The organism is Devosia riboflavina (genome assembly GCF_000743575.1).
Taxonomy (GTDB): domain Bacteria; phylum Pseudomonadota; class Alphaproteobacteria; order Rhizobiales; family Devosiaceae; genus Devosia; species Devosia riboflavina.
Genome location: NZ_JQGC01000001.1, coordinates 298,196 through 319,281 on the forward strand (window position 1 = coordinate 298,196; position 21,086 = coordinate 319,281).

Below are 21,086 nucleotides of genomic sequence, written 5' to 3' on the forward strand. Positions count from 1 at the left end.
AAATCGGCCGGCGAAAGCAGCCAGGGCAGATAAATAACGGCATTTTCAGGAGTTTTGCGCTATCGGATGGCAAGTACGCGCGGGGATAGAATGAAGATCTTCATAACCGGCTCAGCCGGATTTATCGGCTATCACCTGGCCCGGCGCCTGCTCGAAGACGGTCATCGCGTCCATGGCTATGATGGCATGACCGCCTATTACGACGTCTCGCTCAAGCGGGCCCGCCTCGCGCTGCTGACACCGTCGAACAGCTTTTCCTTCACCGAGGCGCTGCTCGAAGATCACGCTGCCCTCGAAACGGCAGTTGCAGAATTTGCGCCCGACGTCGTCATTCATCTCGCCGCCCAGGCGGGGGTGCGCTACAGCATCGAGGCGCCCCGGACCTATCACGACGCCAATCTCACCGGCACCTTCAACCTGCTCGAAGTGCTGCGCGGGACCGGCACCAGGCACCTGCTCCTCGCCTCGACCTCCTCGGTCTATGGCGGCAACGAAACCGTGCCTTTCAAGGAAACCGACCGCACCGATTTCCCTATCTCTCTCTATGCCGCGACCAAGAAGGCCGGGGAGGCGATGAGCCATGCCTATGCCCATCTCTACGGCCTGCCGACCACCTGTTTCCGCTTCTTTACCGTCTATGGCCCCTGGGGTCGGCCCGATATGGCGCTGTTCAAATTCGTCTCGGCCATCGGGCGCGACGAGCCAATTGAAGTCTATGGCGAAGGCCATATGCAGCGCGACTTTACCTATATCGACGATCTCGTCGAAGCGCTCACCCGGCTGATCCCGCTGCCACCGGTCAAAGGCCAGGCCGTAGATGTGCCGGGCAGCGCGGATTCTCTCTCCCCGGTCGCCCCATGGCGCAGCGTCAATATCGGGGGCGGGCAGCCTGTCGGCCTCCTGCCCTTCATCGACACCGTCGAAATGGCGCTGGGCAAGAAGGCGCTCCGAAACCTGCTGCCCATGCAGCAGGGCGATGTCGAGCAAACCCATGCCGCACCGGCCTTGCTGAAGGCCCTGACCGGCTTTGCACCGCAGACGAATGTCGAGATCGGCGTCGCCGCCTTCGTCGAGTGGTATTTCAGCTATTATGGCAGACCGGCAGGCTAACGCGACGAATAGCCCGGTTCGTAGCGCGGTGTCGGCCAGCGGATGACATTGGGCTGCAGAGCCAAAACCGGCACCAGCGGCACCGGCACGGGATGGGCCTGCCTGATGGCCACCAGCGCCTCGCGCAGCTTGGCGCGCTCGGTCTTGCCCCAGCTCGCCACGAGCACCACGGCATCGGCATGGGGCAGGATATAGGCCGCTTCCGCCGACCAATGGAGCGAAGGCATGTCGACAATGGTAATATCATAGCTGGCCCGCACGCCCCTCAGCACATTGGCAAAGGTCGGGCCGCCAAAAAGCACTTCCGCGGGAACCACGCTACGGTCGGAATTGACCAGCACCGAGAGTTTTGAGAGCGGGTCCTTGCGCACCATGCTCGCGAGCTGGCGAATGTCGACATCGCCGGCCAGAACCTGTTCAAAGCCGCCCGCGAGCGGGACATCGACATGCCGATGCAGTGCCGCCGAGCGCACATCGGCATCGAGCAGCAGGACGCTGCGCCCCGCCGCATCGAAAGCACGCGCCAGACCCAGCGCAGTCGTCGTCTTGCCCTCCCCGTCACCCGCCGAAAGCACGAAGACCACCTGCCCGCCCGTTCCCGATACCAGGCTCCGCTGCAAATTGACCTGCAGCGTGCGCATGCCTTCCGAAAAGGGCGAGAGCGGTGCGGTGATGACGTGATCGGCATGGCTGGTGCCATCGAAGCGGCTCGCATGGAGCCGCGGCATGGCGACGGCCGCGGGCACGCCGATGGCCTCGGCCAGTTCGTCCGCACTGCGCACCCCGCTCGCGAGGCCATCGAAGGTGAAGGCCAGTGCCAGGGCAACCACGAGCCCCAGAAGGGCCGCGACGATCAGCGTCGTCTTCATGTCCGGAAAACCGGCATCGGATGGCGGCGAGGCTGGCGCCACAAGGCGCCCATCGGGCAATTGCAGCTCCGCCTGCTCCGCAAGCTCGGTCGATCGCTGCAGGAGCCGCTGATACTGGTTTCGCGCCAGTTCGAGACTTTGTCCGGTCGCGGCGATTTGCGACTGAAAATCCACCGATATCCCGCTCGGCGCCGTGGCGCTTGCCCCCTTTAGGCTCCCCAGCGCCTCGCTCAGCGCCAGCACTTGACCGCGCGCGGCGTCGACCTGCCCCTCGATCAGATCGCGCGCCTTCCTCAGGTTTTCGGATTTGGCCGCGACCTCGAGCGCAATATGAGCCTCGCCCACGGCATTGGCGAGACGGGCGGCAAATTCCGGCGAGGTCGCATTGGCGCGGATGGCGATGACAGGAGTCAGGCCACGGCGATTGATCGAAACGGAATTGCGCATGAGCCCGAGCACCTGCGGCCGCCCCGCCTCTCCCTCCGCCAGGGGTTCGGCAGCGATGCGGAAAAAGCCCAGAAACATCGGCTGCAGGTCAAAGCCCGACGAAAAATCGGCCAGTTCGAAGGGAGAGGCCAGTTCCATGGCCCGCAGCATCACCGGATCGGACCGCATGATCTCGACCATGCCATCTATGGCGCCACTATTGGGTGTCTCCGCCAGCGGCCCACTGCCCGACACGAGCAGGTTGCCGGAGGTCGGTTCGACGACGAGCAGCGCCGTTGCGGTATAGATCGGCCGCAAGACACTCGTTGCAAAAAGAGCGCCCAGTATCGCGACCAAAGTGATGAAAGCGATCAGCCGGGCATGGCGCACCAATACACCAAGAAAGGCCTCGGCCTCGGCGCGCGGAATGATCAGAACAACCTCCCAAGCCTTCGCAAAATAGAATTACATTTATCTATTTTTGGCAATCGCCATTCGAGTGCCGCGGTCCGTCAAATCCATGCGCATAACGAGTGTTCGACGCTGGACACCACGCTCGCTTCCTGTTGATTATGGTTAATGAAACGTTAAACGAACCAAGAGCACTGGGCGGCTTCAATGAAGCGGACGTTCAATCGGGTTGATCGCAAGACCAGCGGTTCGACGGCAGCGCATTTTTCTCGCAACGCGAGCGGCCGTGACTTTCCCGGAACCACCTACATACCGAGGGCCTTGACCCGTCCGCAGAGCGGCCTCGCCGTGCACTGGCGACAGGGCCGTCTCATCGGCCCGGCAGCGACCCGGACCCGGTCGATCTCGCTGGCGGTCAAACGCGCTACCGATATTTTATGCGCGGCAGTCGGCCTTCTCCTGCTCTCGCCGCTCTTCTTGCTCATTGCCATCCGCATCAGGCAGACCGACAGGGGGCCGGCCTTTTTCCGACAATGGCGCCTCGGCCGCGACGGCAGGCTTTTCGCGCTGCTCAAATTCCGCTCCATGTATGCCGATCGCTGCGATGCGGCGGGCATCAGCCAGGCTACCGCCAATGACAATCGCGTCACCCGCATTGGCGCCTTCCTCCGCCGCACGAGCCTCGACGAACTGCCGCAGTTGATCAATGTGCTGCGCGGCGACATGTCCCTGATTGGGCCGCGACCGCATGTGCCTGGCATGCAGGCAGCGGGCATGGACTATGAAGAACTGGTGCCGCATTACGCCTTTCGTCAGTCCATGCGGCCCGGCCTGACCGGCTGGGCCCAGTGCCAGGGCCTGCGCGGCCCGACCACGGACCAGATCAAGGCCTTGCGACGCATCGGGCACGACTTTGCCTATGTGCAGCATTTTTCGCTCTGGCTGGACCTCAAAATCATCTGGAAGACCTTCGGAGAGCTCCACCGCTCCGCGGCCCGCTGATGTGAACGCCGGGGACGTCGAGGCGGGTGACAAAGCGGCGCGGAACCTGTAGGCCGATAGGACCCTTCCCGCCTGCCAGCCTCCCGCTATGCCCCTGCCCCAGCCGAAGAATTTTCTCGTCCTGCTTTTGACGCTGGCGATTTCCGCCACCGGTGGCGGCATCGCGAGCCTGCTCGGACTTCCGGCCGGCTGGCTGATGGGTGGCGCCCTCGCCGTCACTGTGGCCGCCATGGCCGGCGTGCCGGTCGTCTTGCCCGATTGGCTGCGTACAGTGGTTTTCGTTCTCATCGGCATGTCGATGGGCGCCAGCGTAGCGCCGGACAGTCTTTCGCTGATCGCCAGTTGGCCGATCAGCCTTGCTGCCCTCGCCGTCGAACTGGTCATCATCGTCGCGACCACAGGCTGGATGCTGAGCCGGGTTTTCGGACTCGACGCCGGCACGGCCTATCTCAGCTCCTTTCCCGGTCACCTCTCCTTCGTCATGGGCATAGCCGCAACCGGGGTCGGCAATTCCCGGCAGATCGTCATTATCCAGGTCATACGCATCCTGATGCTGACCATCGCCGTACCGATCGGAGCGACCTTTCTGCCCATCGATCATTTCGAGGTGGCGACAGCCAGCGCCTTCCTCTCCCCGCTGCAACTGATCCTCCTGGCACTCGGCTGCGTCACCGTCGGCTGGATTTTCGAGCGGCTCAGAATTCCCGCCGGCATGGTGCTCGGCGCCATGGCAGCCGCCACCGCCGCCAAGCTCGGCGGGCTCTATTCCGAAGCCATGCCCACGCCGCTCGTCATCCTCACCTTCATCCTGACCGGCGCCATGATCGGCGCCCGCTTCGTCGGCATCACGCGGCAGGAATTCATGGCGGCTGCCAAGGGCGGGCTGATCGCCACTGCCATGACCGTCGGCATCGTCACCCTGATGACGCTGGGCGTCGCACAACTGGTCGATATGCCTTTCGGCCAGATCTGGCTCGGCCTTTCGCCCGGCGCCCTCGAAGGCATGGGCGCACTCGGCATTGCCCTGGGCTATGACACGGCCTTCATCGCCGCCCACCACGTTATCCGACTGCTCATGCTCAGCTTTGCCATCCCGGCCGTCGTCGTTATTATTCGCTGGCAGGAGCGCCGATCGGCGCAGCAGCGCCACAATTGACGTTCAAACAACTTCTGACTCAGGAGATTTGAGATGATCCGCCCCTTCGTTACCGCACTCGGTTTTGTCGCCCTACTGACCGGAAGCACCATGGCTGCGCCCTTCTGCGACGGCGCATTCGAGAGCGGCATTGTAGAGTTCGGTTTTTCGATCGGCGGCAAAATGTCGGCGGAAGACCGCGATAATTTTGACCTGATGCATCTGCGCCAGCGCGGCGTCGACGCGACCCGCGTCGAGCGCTGGAATGGCTGCATTCGGGCTTTCGTTCGCAAGCCTGGTGGTGGCGAAGAAATGCAGTTCTTTGAACCCGGCACCTACCGGCCCGTCTACTGACGCTCGACCAGCGCCGCCAATTGCGCGGCGACGGTACCCCAGCCGTCAAAGAAGCCCATTTCCTCGTGCCAGGCGCGCGTTTCCGCGTCCTTGTGGAGGACCTGGGCCCGATAGGCAGTGCCCTGATCGTGATCGTCAAGCGTGATGATTGCAGTCATGAAGGGGCTCGCTGCCGGACGCCAGCCACCGCTCAGCGCATTGGTCAGGACGATTTTCCGGCCTTCCTCGACGGCAAGATAGCAGGCATCCATATGCGGCCCGAAGGCGCCGCCGTCCTCGCTCATTTCCGTCGGCAGCGCGCCACCCGGCCGCACATCCATCTCAACGACGCGGCAGAGAGCCGGCGCCGGAATCCACCATTGCGCAAACTGCTCCGGATTGGTCCAGGCCTGCCAGACGACATTGCGCGGCGCCTTGATAAGGCGGGTGATTTCGAGATCCGTCTCGGGGCGAAAATTCATCTTTCCTGCTCCTTCTGCTTTTCGACAACAAACCGCTCGAGCCGATCGGTCCGGCTTTCCCAGATGGCGCGCTGTTCTTCGAGCCACGAGCCAACGGCAGCCAACCGCGCCTCATCGATCTCGCAATAGCGCACCCGCCCCTCCTTGCGCGTATGGATCAATCCGGCCGCCTCGAGCACATGCACGTGCTTCATGAACGAAGGCAGCGCCATATCGAACGGCGCCGCCAGATCCCCCACGCTCGCCGCACCTTTTCCTAACCGGCCAATGACCGCCCGGCGAGTCGGGTCGGCAAGGGCCTGAAAGAGTGTATCGAGTAAATACTGATCCATAAGGCTAAGTATCATGACACAAAACTTAGTGCAATGGCTAAGTAAATTCTGCCCAAACCTTAATGTCTTTGGACACGCAAAAAGGCCCCCAGTCCAATTGCTGAACTGGGGGCCTGACATGAACGGCGGCGATAGTCCGGCGGCCTAGCCGTTGAAGGAGGAGATATTCATGGCAAAGGTGCCCGAGCGGAAGGCCGCGATATAGCCTAGGTCGTCGGCGCCTGCGAAAATATTGACGTCCGGACCGAAACTGTTGAGCAGCCAGCGGATGATGGTCACCGAGCTTGCTTCCCAATAGAGCATCTGTTCGGGAATGCGCGAGGCGATGCGCCAAACCGCATCCCGGTTCCAGCTACCCTCGTCATTGGCGGTATTGCCGCTCGAAAAAAGTCCGTCTTCCTCGATCATGATGGTCCAGGCGCCCGCCTCCACCATCGCCTCGGCCTCGCGGATCATCTTCTCGGAACTGATCTTGCCACGGTCGCCCGGCGGCCACCCCGTGATCTCGGGCTTGGCCTTCATGCCCAGCGCATTCACGGCCTTGACCAAGTTGGCCTTGTCCTGAACCGAGAGGGAGACCAGGGTCGAGGAGAGTTCGACAATATCGAAGCCAAGCTCCTTGGACTGTTCGAGATAGCGGTGCACTGCGGCTTCACCCAGAGGCAGCACCGTCTCGATCAACCCGCCGGTCGACACTTCGATCTGATGGGCATGGAGATAGGCATTGATCTCCTTCACCTTGTCGCGCCCAAGCAGGCGCTGGGTGCCGCAAGTCCATTTGACGCTATCCACAAAGTCGCCGAGCCCTTCGACAATGCCGGTCAACTGGTGCTGCGAATAGGCCGGCGAACGGATTTCGGTGAGCCCGACGGTGCGCGGCTTGGGCTTGGGTTCAACGATCGGGATGATGTCGCTAAAAGCCCGCTCCGCGGCTTTGGTCGTGGTCTTCTGCTCGGGCAGCAGTCGCTCGATAGTCATCACTCTTGGTCTTTCCTAACGGTCGTCGACGGCTTTACCGTCGACAGCAGCGCCAGCCCGATGGCCAGCAAGGCAATTACCGGGACGAAGCCGGCTTGTTGTGAATTGGTCGCCTGGGTGGCCCAGCCGATAGCCATGGGCGCGAGCCAGGCCGTGACGGTGCCCGCCATGGCATAAAGGCCAAAATAGGCGCCGGCTTCACTGGCGGGGCTAAGCGAGGCAAGCAGTGCACGGCTCGAGGCGGTCGTGCCCGAAGTCAGGCCCGTCATGGTGAGGAGCAGCGCCAAGAAGATCACATCGGTGACGCGCTGGAACACCGGCCCACCCCAGGCGAGGGGACTATTCGCCAGCGGCACGAAGAAGATCTTGTCCGGCGACGTGCCGACAATGACGAGGAGCGCCAGGATCATGCCGCTGAGCATGATTTGCAGGGTCCGCTTCGAGCCGACACGCATGTCCAACCGTGCCAGGAAAAAGGCGCCGGTCGCCGCGGCGGCAAGCTGGCCGATGCCAAGCAGCAGCAGCTCTGTCGCGCTCCAGCCCATCACCCCGCCCGCCAGAACACCAGTAAAGATCGAAATGGCGGCAATGCCATCGGCATAGATCATACGCGCCAGGAGAAACTTGGCGGCATTGGGCTGTGCCCTCAAATGGCGCGACAGGCCACCAAGATAAGCAAAGGCACCACTAAAGGACGCTCCCCAACTCTTGTTCGTCGAAGGGTAATCGCGTGCATAAAGGAGCAGTGGCACGCAAGCGACGAGCAGCAGGAGCGCGGCGAGCACCGGCACGATGCGCAAATGCTGGAAGCTGGCAATGTCGAGACCGTAAAGCGGGGTCGCCGACGACATGTTCGTGCCCTGTGTCGGCAATACCAGCGCGATGAGAACGAAAATGAGAAAGAGAAAACCGCTCAGCGAGCCGATGGTGATCGATAACCCCGATAGCTGCGCCATGGATCGGCCTGATGCCGCAGAGGCAAGAAGCGAATTATGAAGCATCTCGGTATAGGTGTAGAAAAGCTTGCCGAGCACGAGCAAGGTGACGACCACCGTGACAGGAAGCCCGACGCCACCCGGCTGGGCGAACCAGAGCGCAGCGACGACGGTGACCAGGATCGCCATGAAAGCGACGATCCAAGGTTTGCGGCGTCCACGCTGATCGAGCAGCGCCCCCAGAAATGGCGCGGTACACGCGGCGGCAAAACCCGCATATTTGGCGAAATTGGCGACTTCCGCCTGCCCGCCGACCGCGTCGCCGACGACGGTCTTGGCAAAATAGGGCATGAAGACCACGCCCAGCATCATGACATAGGGGACGCGCCCGCCCTCGAAAAGGGCCCAGGCAAGGCCGGCGCGGTCGGGCCGCGACAGTGCAGGTGCGGTAGCTGCCACGGAGGCCATCAGCGGACTCCCATCGTTTCGCGGCCGCCGAGCGCGCCGCAGACGTCGTCAATCTTTCTTACCAATTCACTTTCCTCCCTGCCCTTCAACATCGAGCATGTGCATTCAGGGTGCGAAATTTACTTGCTGGTTGTCAAGCAAGTTTTTGCTGGTTAACCAGCAAGGGGCTTGTCCGGTCCCCAAAATGTCCATAGGAACAAGGGTTGAAGGCAATACGCATCAGGGGAAAAACGTGCGCCGCACGCAGGAAGAGCGACGGCAGGAATCTGAAAGCCGGCTGCTTGCCGCCGCCGTCAAGCTGATTGCCGAAAAGGGCGCCAATGGCTTTACCCTCGCCGAGGTTGGCCACGAGGCCGGCTATAGCCGCAGCCTGCCTGGCCACTATTTCGAGACCAAAGAGGCCCTGCTCGTTCGCGTCGTCGAGCACATCACCCACGAATCGCTGGCCGCGATTGTCGACCCTGGGATCGAGTCGGGAATCGAATCGATGCGCGTACGCTGGAGGCGGTCGCTCTCGGACGAGGGGCTCGACAGCTATCGGACCCGTGCGCTCTATGCGCTGTTTCTCGGCGCTATGTTCGATAGCGAGCTCGCAAAAGTCATGGCGCACTATAATCGGGCAACCTTTGCGCGGCTGGCGGAGAGCCTGAGCGCAGCGGTCGCGCGCGGCGAACTGCGCGCCGATACGGATGTCGCGGCCGAGGCGCAGGCCCTCCTGCTGTTCCGCCGCGGTTCGGCGCTGATCCACTTCACCGATCCCTCGCTCGACCTCGTCAGCATTCTCGACCGGCACATGGCGCTGGTGCAGGAGCGCCTAAAACCCTGATCCTCCGAATATGCGAAGTGACCACGTGTTCAACTGCGGGGTTTTGCGCCGCCGGCACCTGCGCTAGTGGTGCCAGAGCGGGTCAAGGGCAAGGTTGGAAAACCCTCCGTGACCATGAGCCTGGCCGAAGGCGGGGTGCTCTCCGTCGGCTGCAAGATCGGCCGGCGCAGCGCCGTGCTGCTGCTCGCCGATTTCCGCGGCACGGTGCGCCAACAGTTGCAGATCACCCATGCCTATCCCCTCCCCGAGCGAATCTTTACCTTCCTGCGCGAGGGCCTGGCAGATTCTCGCCTCCTGTTCCCCGGACGAGCGCACCCGCATCTGCGCCTGTCGGCGTGACCGTGAGAACTTAATCCAGAGCAATCGCACGCCGGCCCTTCGCGTTTCGGCGGCGAGGTCGAGTTGACGCACATTCCTCCGCGCCGTAACAATCGGCGCATGATGATCCAAAACGGCATGGTCGTAGTAGGCGCGCGCATGGACACGGCAGCATAGCTGCCCGGCGAAAGCACCCATGCGCGGATAAATCGGCCCCTCACAGGGGCCTTTTTGTTGCCCCGTTTCCCACACAAGCAATTGGCTTTGATCATGCCAGGTTCATCGGCTTCTCCTCGCCTGTCCACGTTGGTTCTTCTGTCGGCACTGGCCATCCTGCCGATCAACTTCTTCCTTCCATCTCTCCCGCGAATGGCAGCCGAATTTGGCGTAGATTATGGGCTCATCGGACTCTCGCTGGCGGCCTATGCAATTGTGTCGGCATGCCTTCAACTGGTTCTGGGCCCGCTCTCGGACCGTTTTGGTCGCCGGCCTGTCATCCTCTGGGCCCTGGCGATATTTATCGTTGCGACACTCGGGTGTGCCGTAGCGTCTGATACCTGGACTTTCCTAGCCTGCCGGATGGTACAGGCTGTGATCGCGCCAACCTACGCGGTGTCGCTCGCGGTGATCCGTGACACGACCGATAGAGATCAGTCGGCAGGCCGGTTCGGCTACTTGGCCATGGCGTGGGCTATTGCACCTATGCTCGGCCCCACGGCAGGCGGGCTGCTTGACCAGGCATTTGGATGGAGGGCCAGCTTCTACGTTTTGGCCCTTCTTGGAATCGCGGTCCTGGCATTGTGTTGGACCGACCTGCGCGAAACGAACACGTCGCGATCCCAAACGATGCTGGAGCAATATAAGGCCTATCCCGAACTGCTCAGTTCAAAACGCTTTATGGCCTATTGCCTGTGCATGGCCTTCTCGGTCGGCGCCTTCTATGCCTTCCTGGCTGGCGCCCCGCTGGCCGCTTCGGCCTTCGATCTATCGCCAGCAGTTCTGGGTCTCTACATGGGCTCGATCACCGGCGGCTTCATGCTTGGCAGTTTTCTGGCCGGGCGACTCGCCGGAAATCTCCCGCAGGCTACCCTGCTGATTGCAGGAAGGATTGTAGCTTGCGCGGGTCTCTTGTTCGGCATCGTCCTCTACTTTGCCGGCGTCAATCATGTGGTGGCATTGTTCGGGCCGTGCCTTTTCGTCGGAGTATCGAACGGACTTACGCAGCCCAGCGCCAATGCTGCGGCAATTTCGGTTCGTGCAACGCAGACAGGAAGCGCCGCCGGTCTCGCCGGCGCAATCACCGTCGCAGGGGCTTCCATTATGGCCGCGATCGCAGGTGCCGTTTTGACGGAAGAGAATGCCCGGTCTGGCCTACTGATGGTGATGCTCGCCTCAGCGATCATCGCCTTGAGCTCCGCCCTGTTTGCTCGTCGTCTCGAAATCAATACGCCCGACGCGACATAGGAACACGTGACGTCCGCTTCGGCGAAGGTGACGTTGCCCCTATTTCCGAGATGGCTCGGATGGACCAAGCCAAAGCAGAGGTGTCGGATGCAATCTAAGTGGCATCTGCGCCTCAGCAACGCCGTTCAGTTTGGCTTGCGACCTGGCCAGGCTGTCAGAGCTAAGTCGGCAAGTTGCATAAGTGTTGCTGCACAGAGCCCGTCACAGGCCTGCGCCGACATGCCCTGCACCACTGCCACATAGAAATGCGCCAGGGCCCAGGTGTCGGTGCCGTCGGGCAATTCGCCGTCGCTGATCGCCCGGTCGAGGCGGGTCTTGATGATCCTGGTCGTTGCCGTGCGGCGCGCGGCGACCGACTCGGCGATCCCGTCGTTTTCCTTGGCGTGCTGCAGCACGGCGTTGGAGACCATGCAACCGCGTGGCTTGGCCGGATTGGTGAACTCGCGCGCCACATCGTGGAGGTAGAAAGACAGCGCCTCATAGGCCGGGACATCGCTGTTGAGAAGGTCGAGCCGATGCTTGTTTTCGCGCTCGGCATTGTATTCGAGCGCCTGCTGGTAGAGCTGCTCCTTCGATCCGAAAGCGGCATAGAGCGATGGCGGGGTGATGCCCATGGCCTTGGTCAGATCAGCGATAGAGGTGCCCTCATAGCCATGTTCCCAGAACAGGCGCGCCGCGACTTCAAGGCCCGCTTCCTTGTCCAGCAGCCTCGGCCGGCCGCGCTTCGACATTGACTCGCTCATTTATATATCGATCGCTATAAAAAGATTGACGGTGCTGGTTTCGCGTATTTATATAGCGACCATTATAAATTCGCAAGGAGCGAACAATGTCTGCCCGACTTTCAAACAAGGTGGCTCTTATCACCGGCAGTTCACGGGGGATCGGCCGTGCTGCCGCCCTGGCCTTCGCTCGGGAAGGCGCCGCCTTGATCGGCGTCCACTATGGCAATAACGCCGCTGCTGCCGAAGCGACGATCGCTGAGATCGAAGCGCTTGGCTCCAAGGCCGTCGCCGTCCATGGCGATCTGCGTACCGGCAAGGCGGCCGCCGACAGCATCTGGGAACAGTTCAGCCAAGCAGCCAAGGTTGAGATCGGTGAACCGGCCCTCGATATTCTCGTCAACAATGCCGGTATCGCCCCGGCGATCCCGCTCGCCGACACCAGCGAGGCCGCCTATGATGAGTTGATGGCCATCAACTTCAAGGCGCCGTTCTTCCTGATTCAGGCCGTCGCGAGCCACATTCGCGACAATGGCCGCATTATCAACGTCTCAACCGGCTTTACCCGCATCGCCGCACCGACCCATCCACTTTATGCTGCCTCGAAGGGCGCGCTCGAGACGCTGACCCTGGCACTGGCGCCCGAATTCGGTCGTCGCGGCATTACCGTCAACACAGTCATGCCGGGCGTGACGGAAACGGACATGAACGCCGAATGGCTCTCAGGTAGCGAAGCGCGCGCCGGGGCCGAAGCGATGTCGGTCTTCTCGCGGGTCGGCAAGCCGGATGACGTCGCTGACGTCATCGCGCTCGTCGCTTCCAACGAGGCCCGTTGGGCCACCGGCCAGGTGTTCGACGCCACCGGCGGCGCTCGTATCTAGCGGATAGAGGAAGGGCGGATGTGTGAGTCCGCCCTTTCGCAGGGACTAAGTTGATTCGTCACATAGTGGCCAATCCCGAGATGACTCCGTATCGAGCCGCTTGCGGAACTTAGAAGCCTTCCGCAGAGCGCCCCCATTTCGGCTGTCTGTCCATCGGAAATGTTTGCCCAAGGCCGACAGGCTCCGGGAGGGCTTAGGCCGGTCCACGATTTTGTGCGATGCTCGTGGATGAACGTTCGATGAGCACGGCGTGAAGCTGAATAGTTTCGATTTGCGCCGGCGCGTCGAGATGACCTACCAACGCCTTCACCGCTTGGCGGCCCATATCCGCTGCGGGCATCTGCATCGTGGTCAGTGCCGGACGAATGAAGCCGCTGGTGATGTAGTCGTCAAAACCCATCACCGATACCTGGCTTGGAACCTTGATCCCCGCATCGGCGAGAGCGGCCAGTGCGCCCAGGGCGTGGCGGTCGGTCGAGGCGAGAATAGCAGTGGCCGACAACCCGGCTGCGCACATCGCCGCGACACGTTGATAGGCATCCGCCTCACCAAACAGCCCATCGCAGATTTCTGCCTCGGCCTTTTCGTGGACGCCCTTGAGGAAAGCCATCATGCCCTGGCCGCGCTGATGAAAGTCATGCCACGATGCCAGGCTGGTCAGGTAAACGAAGTGGCGATGGCCCAGTGACCAAAGATATTGCGTCGCCTCGAACCCGGCCTTTTGGTTGTCAGTTAGTACAATGGGAAAGCCGAGGTTGGGCTGCTCTCCGATTAGAACGACAGGCACGCTCAAGGCTTCGGGACCACGCCCAGGGCGATGATCGTCGGCCCCGGCACAGACGATGAGGCCGTCTACCCGTCGGCTGACCAACTCGTCGATAATCTCCTCTCGCCGCGCTTCACTGCCATCCGTCAGCGCGAGGAGGGTGGTAAGGCCATGGCTGCGCGCTTCCCGGTCGATCGCCTCCACCATCGCGGCGTAGTAGGGATTGATGATCCCCGGCACGATGACCCCGATCGTATCCGTCTTCGACCGCACCAATCCGCGTGCCAGGGCGTTGGGGACGAAGTTCAGCTCCCGCGCCGCGTCGAGTACGCGCTGCCGCGTCTCGGCGGCAACAGGATAGTCCGCCTTGGCCATAACGCGTGACGCCGTCGCCACCGACACGCCGGCCGCCTTGGCAACCTCGCGAATGCCGGGCCCACCGGCAGATTGCTTCTTCCTCATGACTGATATTGACGACACGAAAACAGCCCAATATGCAATACAGTAAACGTTTTCTGTGGAGGGCAGAATGGCGGACATGACAATGGGCCGAACGACACCGGCGCTTACCCAGGTTCTGGCTTCGCCGCTCTATCGGGGCTCGACCATTGCCCTGTTTCTTGCCGGTGTCGGCGCGTCGGCCGCCGCACCGCAGATCGTGCTGTTCCTGGTGCGCGAGTTGGGCGCGCCGCTGCCGCTGGCGGGGCTTTATTATCTGACCAGCCTTGCCGGTCCCCTCGTCGGATACCTGATCGGCCGGCACTCGGACCGCACCGGCAATCGACTCAATCTCTTCCGACTCTGTGCGCTGGCTGGCTTCGTTGGTTGGGCGACTATGGCTCTCGCCACCGAGGTCTGGGTGCCCTTCGTGGTGGGCGCCGTCATGCTGGCCTTTTCCAGCGCTACCTTTTCCCAACTCTTCGCCGCCATTCACGATGAGCAGAGCGCCAACCCGGCAGAAAAGAACGACAGCGTCGTCGCCATCATCCGCATGGCCAATACGGCCGGCTGGATCATCGGCCCGGTGATCGGCGCCTGGGTCGCGGCCACCTATGGCCTGCGCCCGATGATCTGGCTCACCGCGATCTGCTTTCTGACCCAGATCCTGGTGCTGGGCCGCCTCCGCGATCGGGGCCAGGTGCGTGTCGATGGCGCCGAACCGCGAGTCGCTGTCAGCGCCCCCACGCTCAGGGAAATGCTCCCGCTCCTCGCCTTTACCGGGCTTTTCGTCCTTGTTTACGCCGGGGAAGCCATCAAATACGGCTTCCTCCTGATCTACATGGAAGAGCAACTGGGCATCGATCCGGCCCTGCGCGGTGCGGTCATTGGCATTCAACCCCTGATCGAGCTGATCATCATGCCGTTCAGCGTCGTACTCGGCCGCCGCATCGGCATTCTCTGGCTTATGTGCATCGGCGCTGCGCTCGGTCTTGGCGCGAACCTGTGCTTTGCGCTCTGGGGCGATGTCGTGGGCATGTTCGTCGGCCAGATCTTGATGGGCGGCGTCTGGGGATTCTTCATGGTCCTTGGCATCATCATTGCCCAGCGGCTTCTGCCGAGTGCGGTCGCGACCGCCTCCGCTATCTTCATGTCCGCTTCGGCATTGAGCATGGCGCTAGGTGGCGTGGCCGGCGGGCTCGGCGTAGCCGCATTCGGCCTGCCAAATGTTTTCTTCATTCCCGCGCTCTGCTCACTGGCCGCGGTGATTGGCCTTGCAGCCATGGCCCCGTCTCTACGATTTCAGATGAGCAGGGTCACCGGGCTAGATTACGATCCAGACCGGTGCATGATCGCTGGCGCCTTCTTCCCCGCGCACTTCTTTGTCGACCCCCGCCCGCTTGAGTTTGGGGACCAGGGAGCGGCTCAGAAGAAAATGGTCCAGGCGCAGCCCGGCGTCCCGCTGCCAGCGGTTCCGCATGTAATCCCAAAACGTGTAGATCGTCGCGTCGGGATATTTTCGGCGGATCGCGTCCGTCCAGCCTTGCGCCAGCAATTGCTGGAACAGCGCGCGGCTCTCGGGCTGAACGAGCGCGTTGTCCTTGTAGGATGTGGTCTCGTAGATGTCCCGTGGTTCGGGGACGATGTTGAAATCACCCGCCAGGACGACGGGCAAATCGCTCGACCAAAGCTCCTGGGCGTGGTCGATCAATCGTTGCGTCCAGGCGAGCTTATAGTCGAATTTCGGACCGGGTCTGGGATTGCCGTTCGGCGCATAGAGGCAGCCGATGATGACGCCGTTGCAGGCCGCCTCGATATAGCGGGCCTGATGGTCGTCGGGAGCACCGGGCAGGCTGTCGCGGGTCAATACTGGAGGATTGCCCCGGGTGAGGATCGCAACGCCGTTCCAGCCCGGCTCACCTTTCCAGACTGCGTGATACCCCGCATCGGCAAGGGCAGTCGCCGGAAATTGCCGGTCCGCGGCCTTGAACTCCTGCAGGCAAACAATGTCGGGTGCGGCGTCGGCAAGCCACGCCATCAGGTTGGGCAGGCGCCTGTTGATGCCGTTGATATTGAAGGTCGCAATCTTCACGGCGCGATGCGCTGTACCCAGGTCGAAACATGCTCGGCCACGCTTTGGAGGTGGCCGGCAGTGGTGAAGCCTGAGATCGCCTTGCGCGGTTTCAGATCGTGGTCGCCATCTTCAAGCCAGAACAGCTCGATCTCATCGGAGAGGCCGAATTCTCCCACTTCGTATCGATCGCCAAACTCGTCGCGGGTGCCCTGACAGATCAGTGCAGGCGTCTTAAGGCCGATGAGATGGGCAGTGCGCAATTGTTGAGGCCGGCCGGGCGGATGAAACGGATAGCCGAGGCACAAGAGGCCCGCGATGCGGTTGGCGTCGAACAGCGCATCCGCCACCATGCTGGCAACGCGCCCGCCCATGGATTTGCCGCCTATGATCAGCGGGCCATTGGTTGGGCCAAGATCATCCACAGCGGCAAGGTATTCCGGCATGACGGTTTCCGCCTTGGGCGGGGGCTTCTTCCCCGCCGACGTTCTGCGGCTCGCCATATAGCCGAACTCAAAGCGCGCCACGCGAAAACCCTCTGCGGCCAAGACCTTTGTGGTCGCATTCATCGAGGCGGAGTCCATCGGGGCGCCGGCGCCATGCGCGAGCAATAGAGTGACGCGGGCGTCCTCGGGCCCGTCGAACAGAAACTGCGTGGTCATCCAGCCTGGCTCCGGGTCGCCTGGGACACAAGGGTAATGCCGGCACGGGCCCGGCGGGCCCAATCCGAGCTTTCATCGAGTTCAAGATAGCGACGCCAGCCGGCAACTGCCTCTTCGAGATTACCCATCTCATAGTCGAGGGCCGCCAGATTGTAGACGGCATCGGCATAAAGCGGATCGATGGTGATGGCGCGTTGCAAATGCGCGCGCGCGGCCTCAAGGCGCCCAAGCTGACGCAGGACGTCAGCGCAGTTGAACCAGGATTCGACGAAAGCCGGATCGCGTTTGAGGCTTGCGGCATAGGCAAGCTGCGCGGCATCGAGGTCGCCCGCCTCGCGCAGACAATTGCCCTGATTGAAGGGGGCTGTCGCGTCGCTCGGGTCGACCGCGGCACAATGTCCGTAGAGTACCGCCGCCTCGGCGAAGAGGCCGGCCTGCTCGGCCGTCTCGGCATGGGTAAAATAGTCTTCAGCGGTATCTGCCTGCTCGTCGAGCGCCAGCAGGCGCTGCCCATCGAGTTCGGCCAAGGAAAATGCGTCTTCCGCAACGATCCTGTCGCCGCTCGCCTGCAGCGTCAGCGCTGTCAGGGAGCCGACGGGCCCCACGCCGTGCAGGGATTTGGCGATGTCGTGCCAGGCGGCGCCGGACTTTTCCAGTCCGGCATATTTCTTGGCAAGGATCAGGTCGCGAAAGGAAAAGGGCTCGGTGTCGTGTTCGAAGGCGTCGAAGAGAACGAGCAGGTCGAGAGTTTTGGCGCCAAGGCCCGACTGATCGAGAAGCGATTGGCGCGGCATGCCCCCGGCGGCCGGCTTGGGGAGCAGACCCATCAGGCGCATCAGGCCATTTTCGCTGCGCACGCTGCCCACATCGGCGCGGGCCTGCTCGACACGGCTTTCGATCGCTGCAGCATCAAGACGGGAAAGCAACGAGCGGCAAAATATGGCCATGGTGGTGCCGCGCGGTAGTCCACGATGGAGGCGTCCGCCGCCTTGCGATATCCGCCGCGCCGCCGACCTCAGCGGGAAGGCCCTGAGCGCCCCGACGACGCCAATACTGGCCCCGCTGAACTCCATGCCGGACTACGCCTTCTTTCGCGGAGCCGCCTTCGGCTTGGCCGTCTTGCTGGCATCGAGGGCTTCCTTGAGCGACACCTTGGTGGCACTTTCCTTGACCGGAGCGGCCGGTGCCTTGGCTCGGCTCTTGGCGGCAGGCTTGGCTTCGCCAAGGCTGGCCTTGAGCGCGTCCATCAGATTGATGACATTGCCGCGGTCCGGTGCGGAAGCCACGATCGGCTTGTGACCCTTGAGCTTTTCCTTGATCATCCCCATCAGGGCAATCTCGTAGCGATCCTCATAGGCCTTGGGATCGAAGGTCGTCACCTTCTGCTCGATCAGCTTTTCAGCAAGGTCGAGCATTTCCGCGTCCGGATTGCCGACGGGAATATTGTCGAAATATTCGGTCGTGCCGCGCACTTCGTTGGGATTGCGCAGGGTGGTGATGAACATGCCGTTTTCGCGCGCGCCGATGGTCACGATGCGCTCGCGGCTCGAGAGGACAAGCCTGGCAATGGCCACCTTGCCGCTACGCCGCATGGCCTCGCGCAAAACGACGAAGGTTTCCTCGGCCATGGCGCCATCGGGCGCCAGGTAATAGGGCGCATCCTGATAGAGGACGTCGATCTCGTCCTCATCGACGAAGGCTTCGATATTGAGCGTGTGGCTGGATTCGATACGCACGGCCTCAAGATCGGCGTCGTCGATGATCACATATTGCTTGGGCTCATATTCGTAGCCCTTCACCAGGTCCGCGCGCTCGACGAGCCCCAGCTCGGGATCGACCGGCTTCATGTTGATCCGGTTGTGCGTGTCCTTGTGGAGCTGGTTGAAGCTGATGCGCTCCGACGTGCTGGTCGCGGGATACATCTTGACCGCACATGACACCAGGCTCAGCCGCAGATGTCCCTTCCAACTGGCCCGTGGAGCCATGGTCGCCTCCTACTCAAACACAATCACCAATAACTATGCCGGGAGGTCTCGCGATGACTCGTTAATGGCTGCCCACGGGTCGCCGGACATCGTTAATAATCTCGGAAGGGTAGAGTAATTGAGGTCCTGAGGAGAGTCGATAGACTCAAGGTCCCGCCACTCTATTGGCGTCGATGCGGGCAAATGGGTGCGCGCCCGAAGCGAGTAGGCAGCGACCGCCGTCGCGCTGCGCGCATTCCGAAAATAGTCGATGAAGATCCGGCGCTTGCGGTTCTCTGCGCCCATCACGGTGACGAAGGTGTCGGGGCCGGTGGCAGCGAGCTTCTCGGCGATGCGGCCACTGGTGGCATGCGAGGCTTTCCAGTCGAGTTTTCGCGATGTCGGCACGACGATATGGACGCCCTTGCCACCGGAGGTTTTGACGAAGGGCACGAGTCCCATTTCCTGCAGTTCGTCGCGCAGATGCACCGCGGCATTGACGACATCGCGCCACGCGACCCCCTCGCCAGGGTCGAGATCGAAGATGATGCGATCGGGCTTGTCGAGATGGTCGATATGAGTGCCCCAGGAGTGGAACTCGACGGCCCCGAACTGGGCCAGCGCCAGATAGGCCTTGGTGTCGGTGACGGCGATGAAGGTTTTCTTCTCGCCCTCGGAATTGGCAGTCTCGATCCTGGCGATGCTCTCGGGCATGCCGGTAAAGGGGTGGCGCTGGAAGAAGCAGTCCGCTGACTTGCCGGTAGGGCAACGGAACAGTGACACGGGCCGGCTGAGGAGGTGCGGCAGCATGAAATCGCCGACGCTTGCGTAATAGACGGCGATGTCGAGCTTGGTGGGACCGTTGGAGCCGAAGAGCCGACGGGTTGGATTGGTGACCCAGATGCTGGCGAGGTCGGCGTCGGTCACCAGCCTTTTGCGCGGTCGCTGGCTGCCGCCCGAAAGGCTCGCTTCGCGCAATCCCCTGAAAACAGCATGGCGCAACATGCCGTCGCTGGTGATGGCAGCATAGCGAACGCGGGCCGTTAGTTGGGGTTTGACTGCGATGACTTCCCTCGGAAAGCCGGCCAGCCGATCGCCACCTTCGAGAGCCTCGAGACGTTCGAGGAGACTTGCCATATCGGCGGCATCAAAGCCGGTGCCGACCTTGCCGCGATAGATGAGATCGTCCCCCACCCATTCGGCAACGGCGATGGCGCCGATGCCGCCGGCTTCGGGCGATGCCGTATATCCGGCGATGACGAAATAGCCGGTTTTCGGCGCCTTGATCTTGAGCCAGGTGCCCGACCGGCTGCCGCTATAGATGCTGTCCACGCGCTTGGAAACGAGCCCCTCAAGGCCACGATCGATGGCCTGATCGAAGAGGGCATCGCCCTGCCCTTCCACATGATCGCTGAACTGAATTGCCGATGGCGCATCCGCAATAAGGGCCTTGAGCAGCGCCTTCCTGTCGCGCAGCGCGACCCCGCGCAGGTCCCACCCATCGAGGTACAGAAGGTCGAAAGCGAAGAATAGCAGGTTGCGTGGCCGCCCTTCCGAAAGCTCCTCCTGCAAGCGCCCAAAACTGCTGACGCCCTGCGCATCGAGCACCACGATTTCGCCATCGATCACCGCCTGCCGGCACGGCAGGGTCGCGAATACATCAGGCAGATCGCCATAGCGGCGCGTCCAATCAAGGCCACCCCGGGTGATGAAACGGGCCGTCTTGTTATCGAGGCGCGCCAAGGTGCGATAGCCGTCGAACTTAATCTCGTGCAACCAGGTGATGGTCTTGCTGTCCGCAGGCAGCGCGGCGGCGGCGGTTGCGAGCTGGAGAGATGACTTGGCCGGCATGGCCGACGCCACGGCACCCTTGAGCTTGTCCGGCTTCAACGACGCGCGGCGCTTGCGCGGCGGGGGAGTCGCCGGCGCCAGCAGCTCCTCGATACGCCGGCCGGTCTTGACGCTTTCCGGGCGGGTCTGAAGGATATCGTTCGCAATATCCATAGCCTGGTCGTGTTCCTTGAACAGCAGCCAGTTGACCTTCCCCTTGTCCTCGGATCGGTTCTTGAGCTGGGTCAGCATCCAGCCGCCGTTGAGCTTTTCGCCGGCCAGCCGGAACTTGAAGGCACCCTTGGCGATATCGGCCGCTGGGTCTCCCATTGGCGCCCAGGTGCCGGTATCCCAAACGATCATCGGCCCGCCGCCATACTCTCCGGCCGGGATGACGCCTTCGAAATCCAGATAGTCCACAGGATGGTCCTCGGTAGCCACTGCGAGCCGCTTGTCCGCCGGATTAAGCGAAGGACCTTTGGGCACGGCCCAACTCTTGAGGACGCCGCCCAGTTCGAGGCGGAGATCATAGTGATCGGCGGTGGCATGATGTTTGTGGACCACGAAGCGAAAGGAATCCGCGCCATCCGTCCCGAACGGCTCTGCCGTACGCGCGAAGTCACGCTTGTCGCGATAGACCTTTAGGCGGTTCTCACTCATACC

20 protein-coding genes and 1 pseudogene are annotated in these 21,086 nt (G+C 62.2%); 9 read left to right on the top strand and 12 right to left on the bottom strand.

What is annotated here, in order from left to right:
* Positions 1 to 90: 90 nt before the first annotated feature.
* Entirely contained in the window at positions 91 to 1,110 is a 1,020-nt protein-coding gene (locus tag JP75_RS01255; protein WP_035077975.1) for an NAD-dependent epimerase/dehydratase family protein, read from the top strand.
* Here JP75_RS01255 and JP75_RS01260 read toward each other — a convergent pair.
* Positions 1,107 to 2,795, bottom strand: a complete 1,689-nt coding sequence (locus JP75_RS01260; protein ID WP_152565694.1) for a nucleotide-binding protein — start codon at positions 2,793 to 2,795, stop codon at positions 1,107 to 1,109. The two genes, JP75_RS01255 and JP75_RS01260, sit on opposite strands and share 4 nt — an antisense overlap.
* Before the next feature lie 228 nt (positions 2,796 to 3,023).
* Here JP75_RS01260 and JP75_RS01265 point away from each other — a divergent pair, with 228 nt between their 5' ends.
* The 3 genes from JP75_RS01265 to JP75_RS01275 all read left to right on the top strand — a co-directional run bounded on the left by JP75_RS01265 (position 3,024) and on the right by JP75_RS01275 (position 5,307).
* Complete coding sequence (locus JP75_RS01265; protein ID WP_084587351.1) at positions 3,024 to 3,818, top strand: sugar transferase; 795 nt, start codon at positions 3,024 to 3,026, stop codon at positions 3,816 to 3,818.
* Between the two features lie 88 nt (positions 3,819 to 3,906).
* Positions 3,907 to 4,974, top strand: coding sequence for an AbrB family transcriptional regulator (locus JP75_RS01270; RefSeq protein WP_035077981.1), 1,068 nt, complete (start codon positions 3,907 to 3,909; stop codon positions 4,972 to 4,974).
* Positions 4,975 to 5,007: 33 nt separating this feature from the next.
* Entirely contained in the window at positions 5,008 to 5,307 is a 300-nt protein-coding gene (locus JP75_RS01275) for a hypothetical protein (protein WP_035077984.1), read from the top strand.
* Here JP75_RS01275 and JP75_RS01280 read toward each other — a convergent pair.
* From JP75_RS01280 to JP75_RS01295, 4 genes are all read right to left on the bottom strand, one after another.
* Positions 5,301 to 5,768 carry an SRPBCC family protein gene (locus JP75_RS01280; RefSeq protein WP_035077987.1) on the bottom strand — a complete coding sequence of 156 codons (468 nt, stop codon included), beginning with the start codon at positions 5,766 to 5,768 and terminating at the stop codon, positions 5,301 to 5,303. The two genes, JP75_RS01275 and JP75_RS01280, sit on opposite strands and share 7 nt — an antisense overlap.
* Complete coding sequence (locus JP75_RS01285) at positions 5,765 to 6,115, bottom strand: ArsR/SmtB family transcription factor (protein ID WP_425277244.1); 351 nt, start codon at positions 6,113 to 6,115, stop codon at positions 5,765 to 5,767. Before JP75_RS01285 ends, JP75_RS01280 begins: the two co-directional genes overlap by 4 nt.
* Positions 6,116 to 6,244: 129 nt before the next feature.
* Positions 6,245 to 7,078 (bottom strand): phosphosulfolactate synthase, encoded by an 834-nt coding sequence (locus JP75_RS01290; protein ID WP_035077993.1) that lies wholly within the window; start codon positions 7,076 to 7,078, stop codon positions 6,245 to 6,247.
* Positions 7,078 to 8,481 (bottom strand): MFS transporter, encoded by a 1,404-nt coding sequence (locus tag JP75_RS01295; protein ID WP_051960091.1) that lies wholly within the window; start codon positions 8,479 to 8,481, stop codon positions 7,078 to 7,080. Before JP75_RS01295 ends, JP75_RS01290 begins: the two co-directional genes overlap by 1 nt.
* Before the next feature lie 232 nt (positions 8,482 to 8,713).
* Here JP75_RS01295 and JP75_RS24995 point away from each other — a divergent pair, with 232 nt between their 5' ends.
* The 3 genes from JP75_RS24995 (at position 8,714) to JP75_RS01310 (ending at position 11,089) form a co-directional block, all read left to right on the top strand.
* A complete protein-coding gene (locus JP75_RS24995; RefSeq protein ID WP_051960092.1) occupies positions 8,714 to 9,307 on the top strand; it encodes a TetR/AcrR family transcriptional regulator in 594 nt (197 codons plus the stop codon).
* 108 nt (positions 9,308 to 9,415) lie between these two features.
* Positions 9,416 to 9,646, top strand: coding sequence for a hypothetical protein (locus JP75_RS01305; protein WP_152565695.1), 231 nt, complete (start codon positions 9,416 to 9,418; stop codon positions 9,644 to 9,646).
* Positions 9,647 to 9,856: 210 nt separating this feature from the next.
* Positions 9,857 to 11,089 (top strand): multidrug effflux MFS transporter, encoded by a 1,233-nt coding sequence (locus JP75_RS01310; RefSeq protein ID WP_244446229.1) that lies wholly within the window; start codon positions 9,857 to 9,859, stop codon positions 11,087 to 11,089.
* A 125-nt stretch (positions 11,090 to 11,214) separates the two neighbouring features.
* On the opposite strand, the gene JP75_RS01315 is transcribed toward JP75_RS01310, so the two are convergent.
* Complete coding sequence (locus JP75_RS01315; protein ID WP_035078000.1) at positions 11,215 to 11,832, bottom strand: TetR/AcrR family transcriptional regulator; 618 nt, start codon at positions 11,830 to 11,832, stop codon at positions 11,215 to 11,217.
* A gap of 86 nt (positions 11,833 to 11,918) precedes the next feature.
* Between JP75_RS01315 and JP75_RS01320 the strand changes: the two genes are divergently transcribed.
* The gene (locus tag JP75_RS01320; protein WP_035078003.1) at positions 11,919 to 12,692 is read left to right on the top strand and encodes an SDR family oxidoreductase; all 774 of its coding nucleotides are present in this window, start codon (positions 11,919 to 11,921) and stop codon (positions 12,690 to 12,692) included.
* 193 nt (positions 12,693 to 12,885) lie between these two features.
* Here the strand turns inward: JP75_RS01320 and JP75_RS01325 are convergent, their stop codons facing one another.
* Positions 12,886 to 13,998: a LacI family DNA-binding transcriptional regulator gene (locus JP75_RS01325; RefSeq protein WP_084587355.1), complete on the bottom strand. Its 1,113-nt coding sequence runs from the start codon at positions 13,996 to 13,998 to the stop codon at positions 12,886 to 12,888.
* 4 nt (positions 13,999 to 14,002) lie between these two features.
* Between JP75_RS01325 and JP75_RS27280 the strand changes: the two are divergent.
* Positions 14,003 to 15,166: pseudogene (locus tag JP75_RS27280) on the top strand (MFS transporter); the annotation flags it as partial.
* Positions 15,167 to 15,220: 54 nt separating this feature from the next.
* On the opposite strand, the gene xth reads toward JP75_RS27280, so the two are convergent.
* Genes xth through ligD form a run of 5 tightly spaced genes read right to left on the bottom strand, consistent with a single transcriptional unit; the run spans position 15,221 to position 21,083 of the window.
* Positions 15,221 to 15,988 carry an exodeoxyribonuclease III gene (xth, locus tag JP75_RS25715; protein WP_084587406.1) on the bottom strand — a complete coding sequence of 256 codons (768 nt, stop codon included), beginning with the start codon at positions 15,986 to 15,988 and terminating at the stop codon, positions 15,221 to 15,223.
* Positions 15,985 to 16,629 (bottom strand): alpha/beta hydrolase family protein, encoded by a 645-nt coding sequence (locus JP75_RS25720; RefSeq protein WP_084587357.1) that lies wholly within the window; start codon positions 16,627 to 16,629, stop codon positions 15,985 to 15,987. Before JP75_RS25720 ends, xth begins: the two co-directional genes overlap by 4 nt.
* Positions 16,626 to 17,702 carry a tetratricopeptide repeat protein gene (locus JP75_RS01340; protein WP_035078014.1) on the bottom strand — a complete coding sequence of 359 codons (1,077 nt, stop codon included), beginning with the start codon at positions 17,700 to 17,702 and terminating at the stop codon, positions 16,626 to 16,628. The genes JP75_RS25720 and JP75_RS01340 overlap by 4 nt, the downstream gene beginning before the upstream one ends.
* Positions 17,703 to 17,708: 6 nt before the next feature.
* Positions 17,709 to 18,614, bottom strand: a complete 906-nt coding sequence (gene ku, locus JP75_RS01345) for a non-homologous end joining protein Ku (RefSeq protein ID WP_035078017.1) — start codon at positions 18,612 to 18,614, stop codon at positions 17,709 to 17,711.
* Between the two features lie 33 nt (positions 18,615 to 18,647).
* The gene (gene ligD / locus JP75_RS01350; RefSeq protein ID WP_035078020.1) at positions 18,648 to 21,083 is read right to left on the bottom strand and encodes a DNA ligase D; all 2,436 of its coding nucleotides are present in this window, start codon (positions 21,081 to 21,083) and stop codon (positions 18,648 to 18,650) included.
* Positions 21,084 to 21,086: the final 3 nt, after the last annotated feature.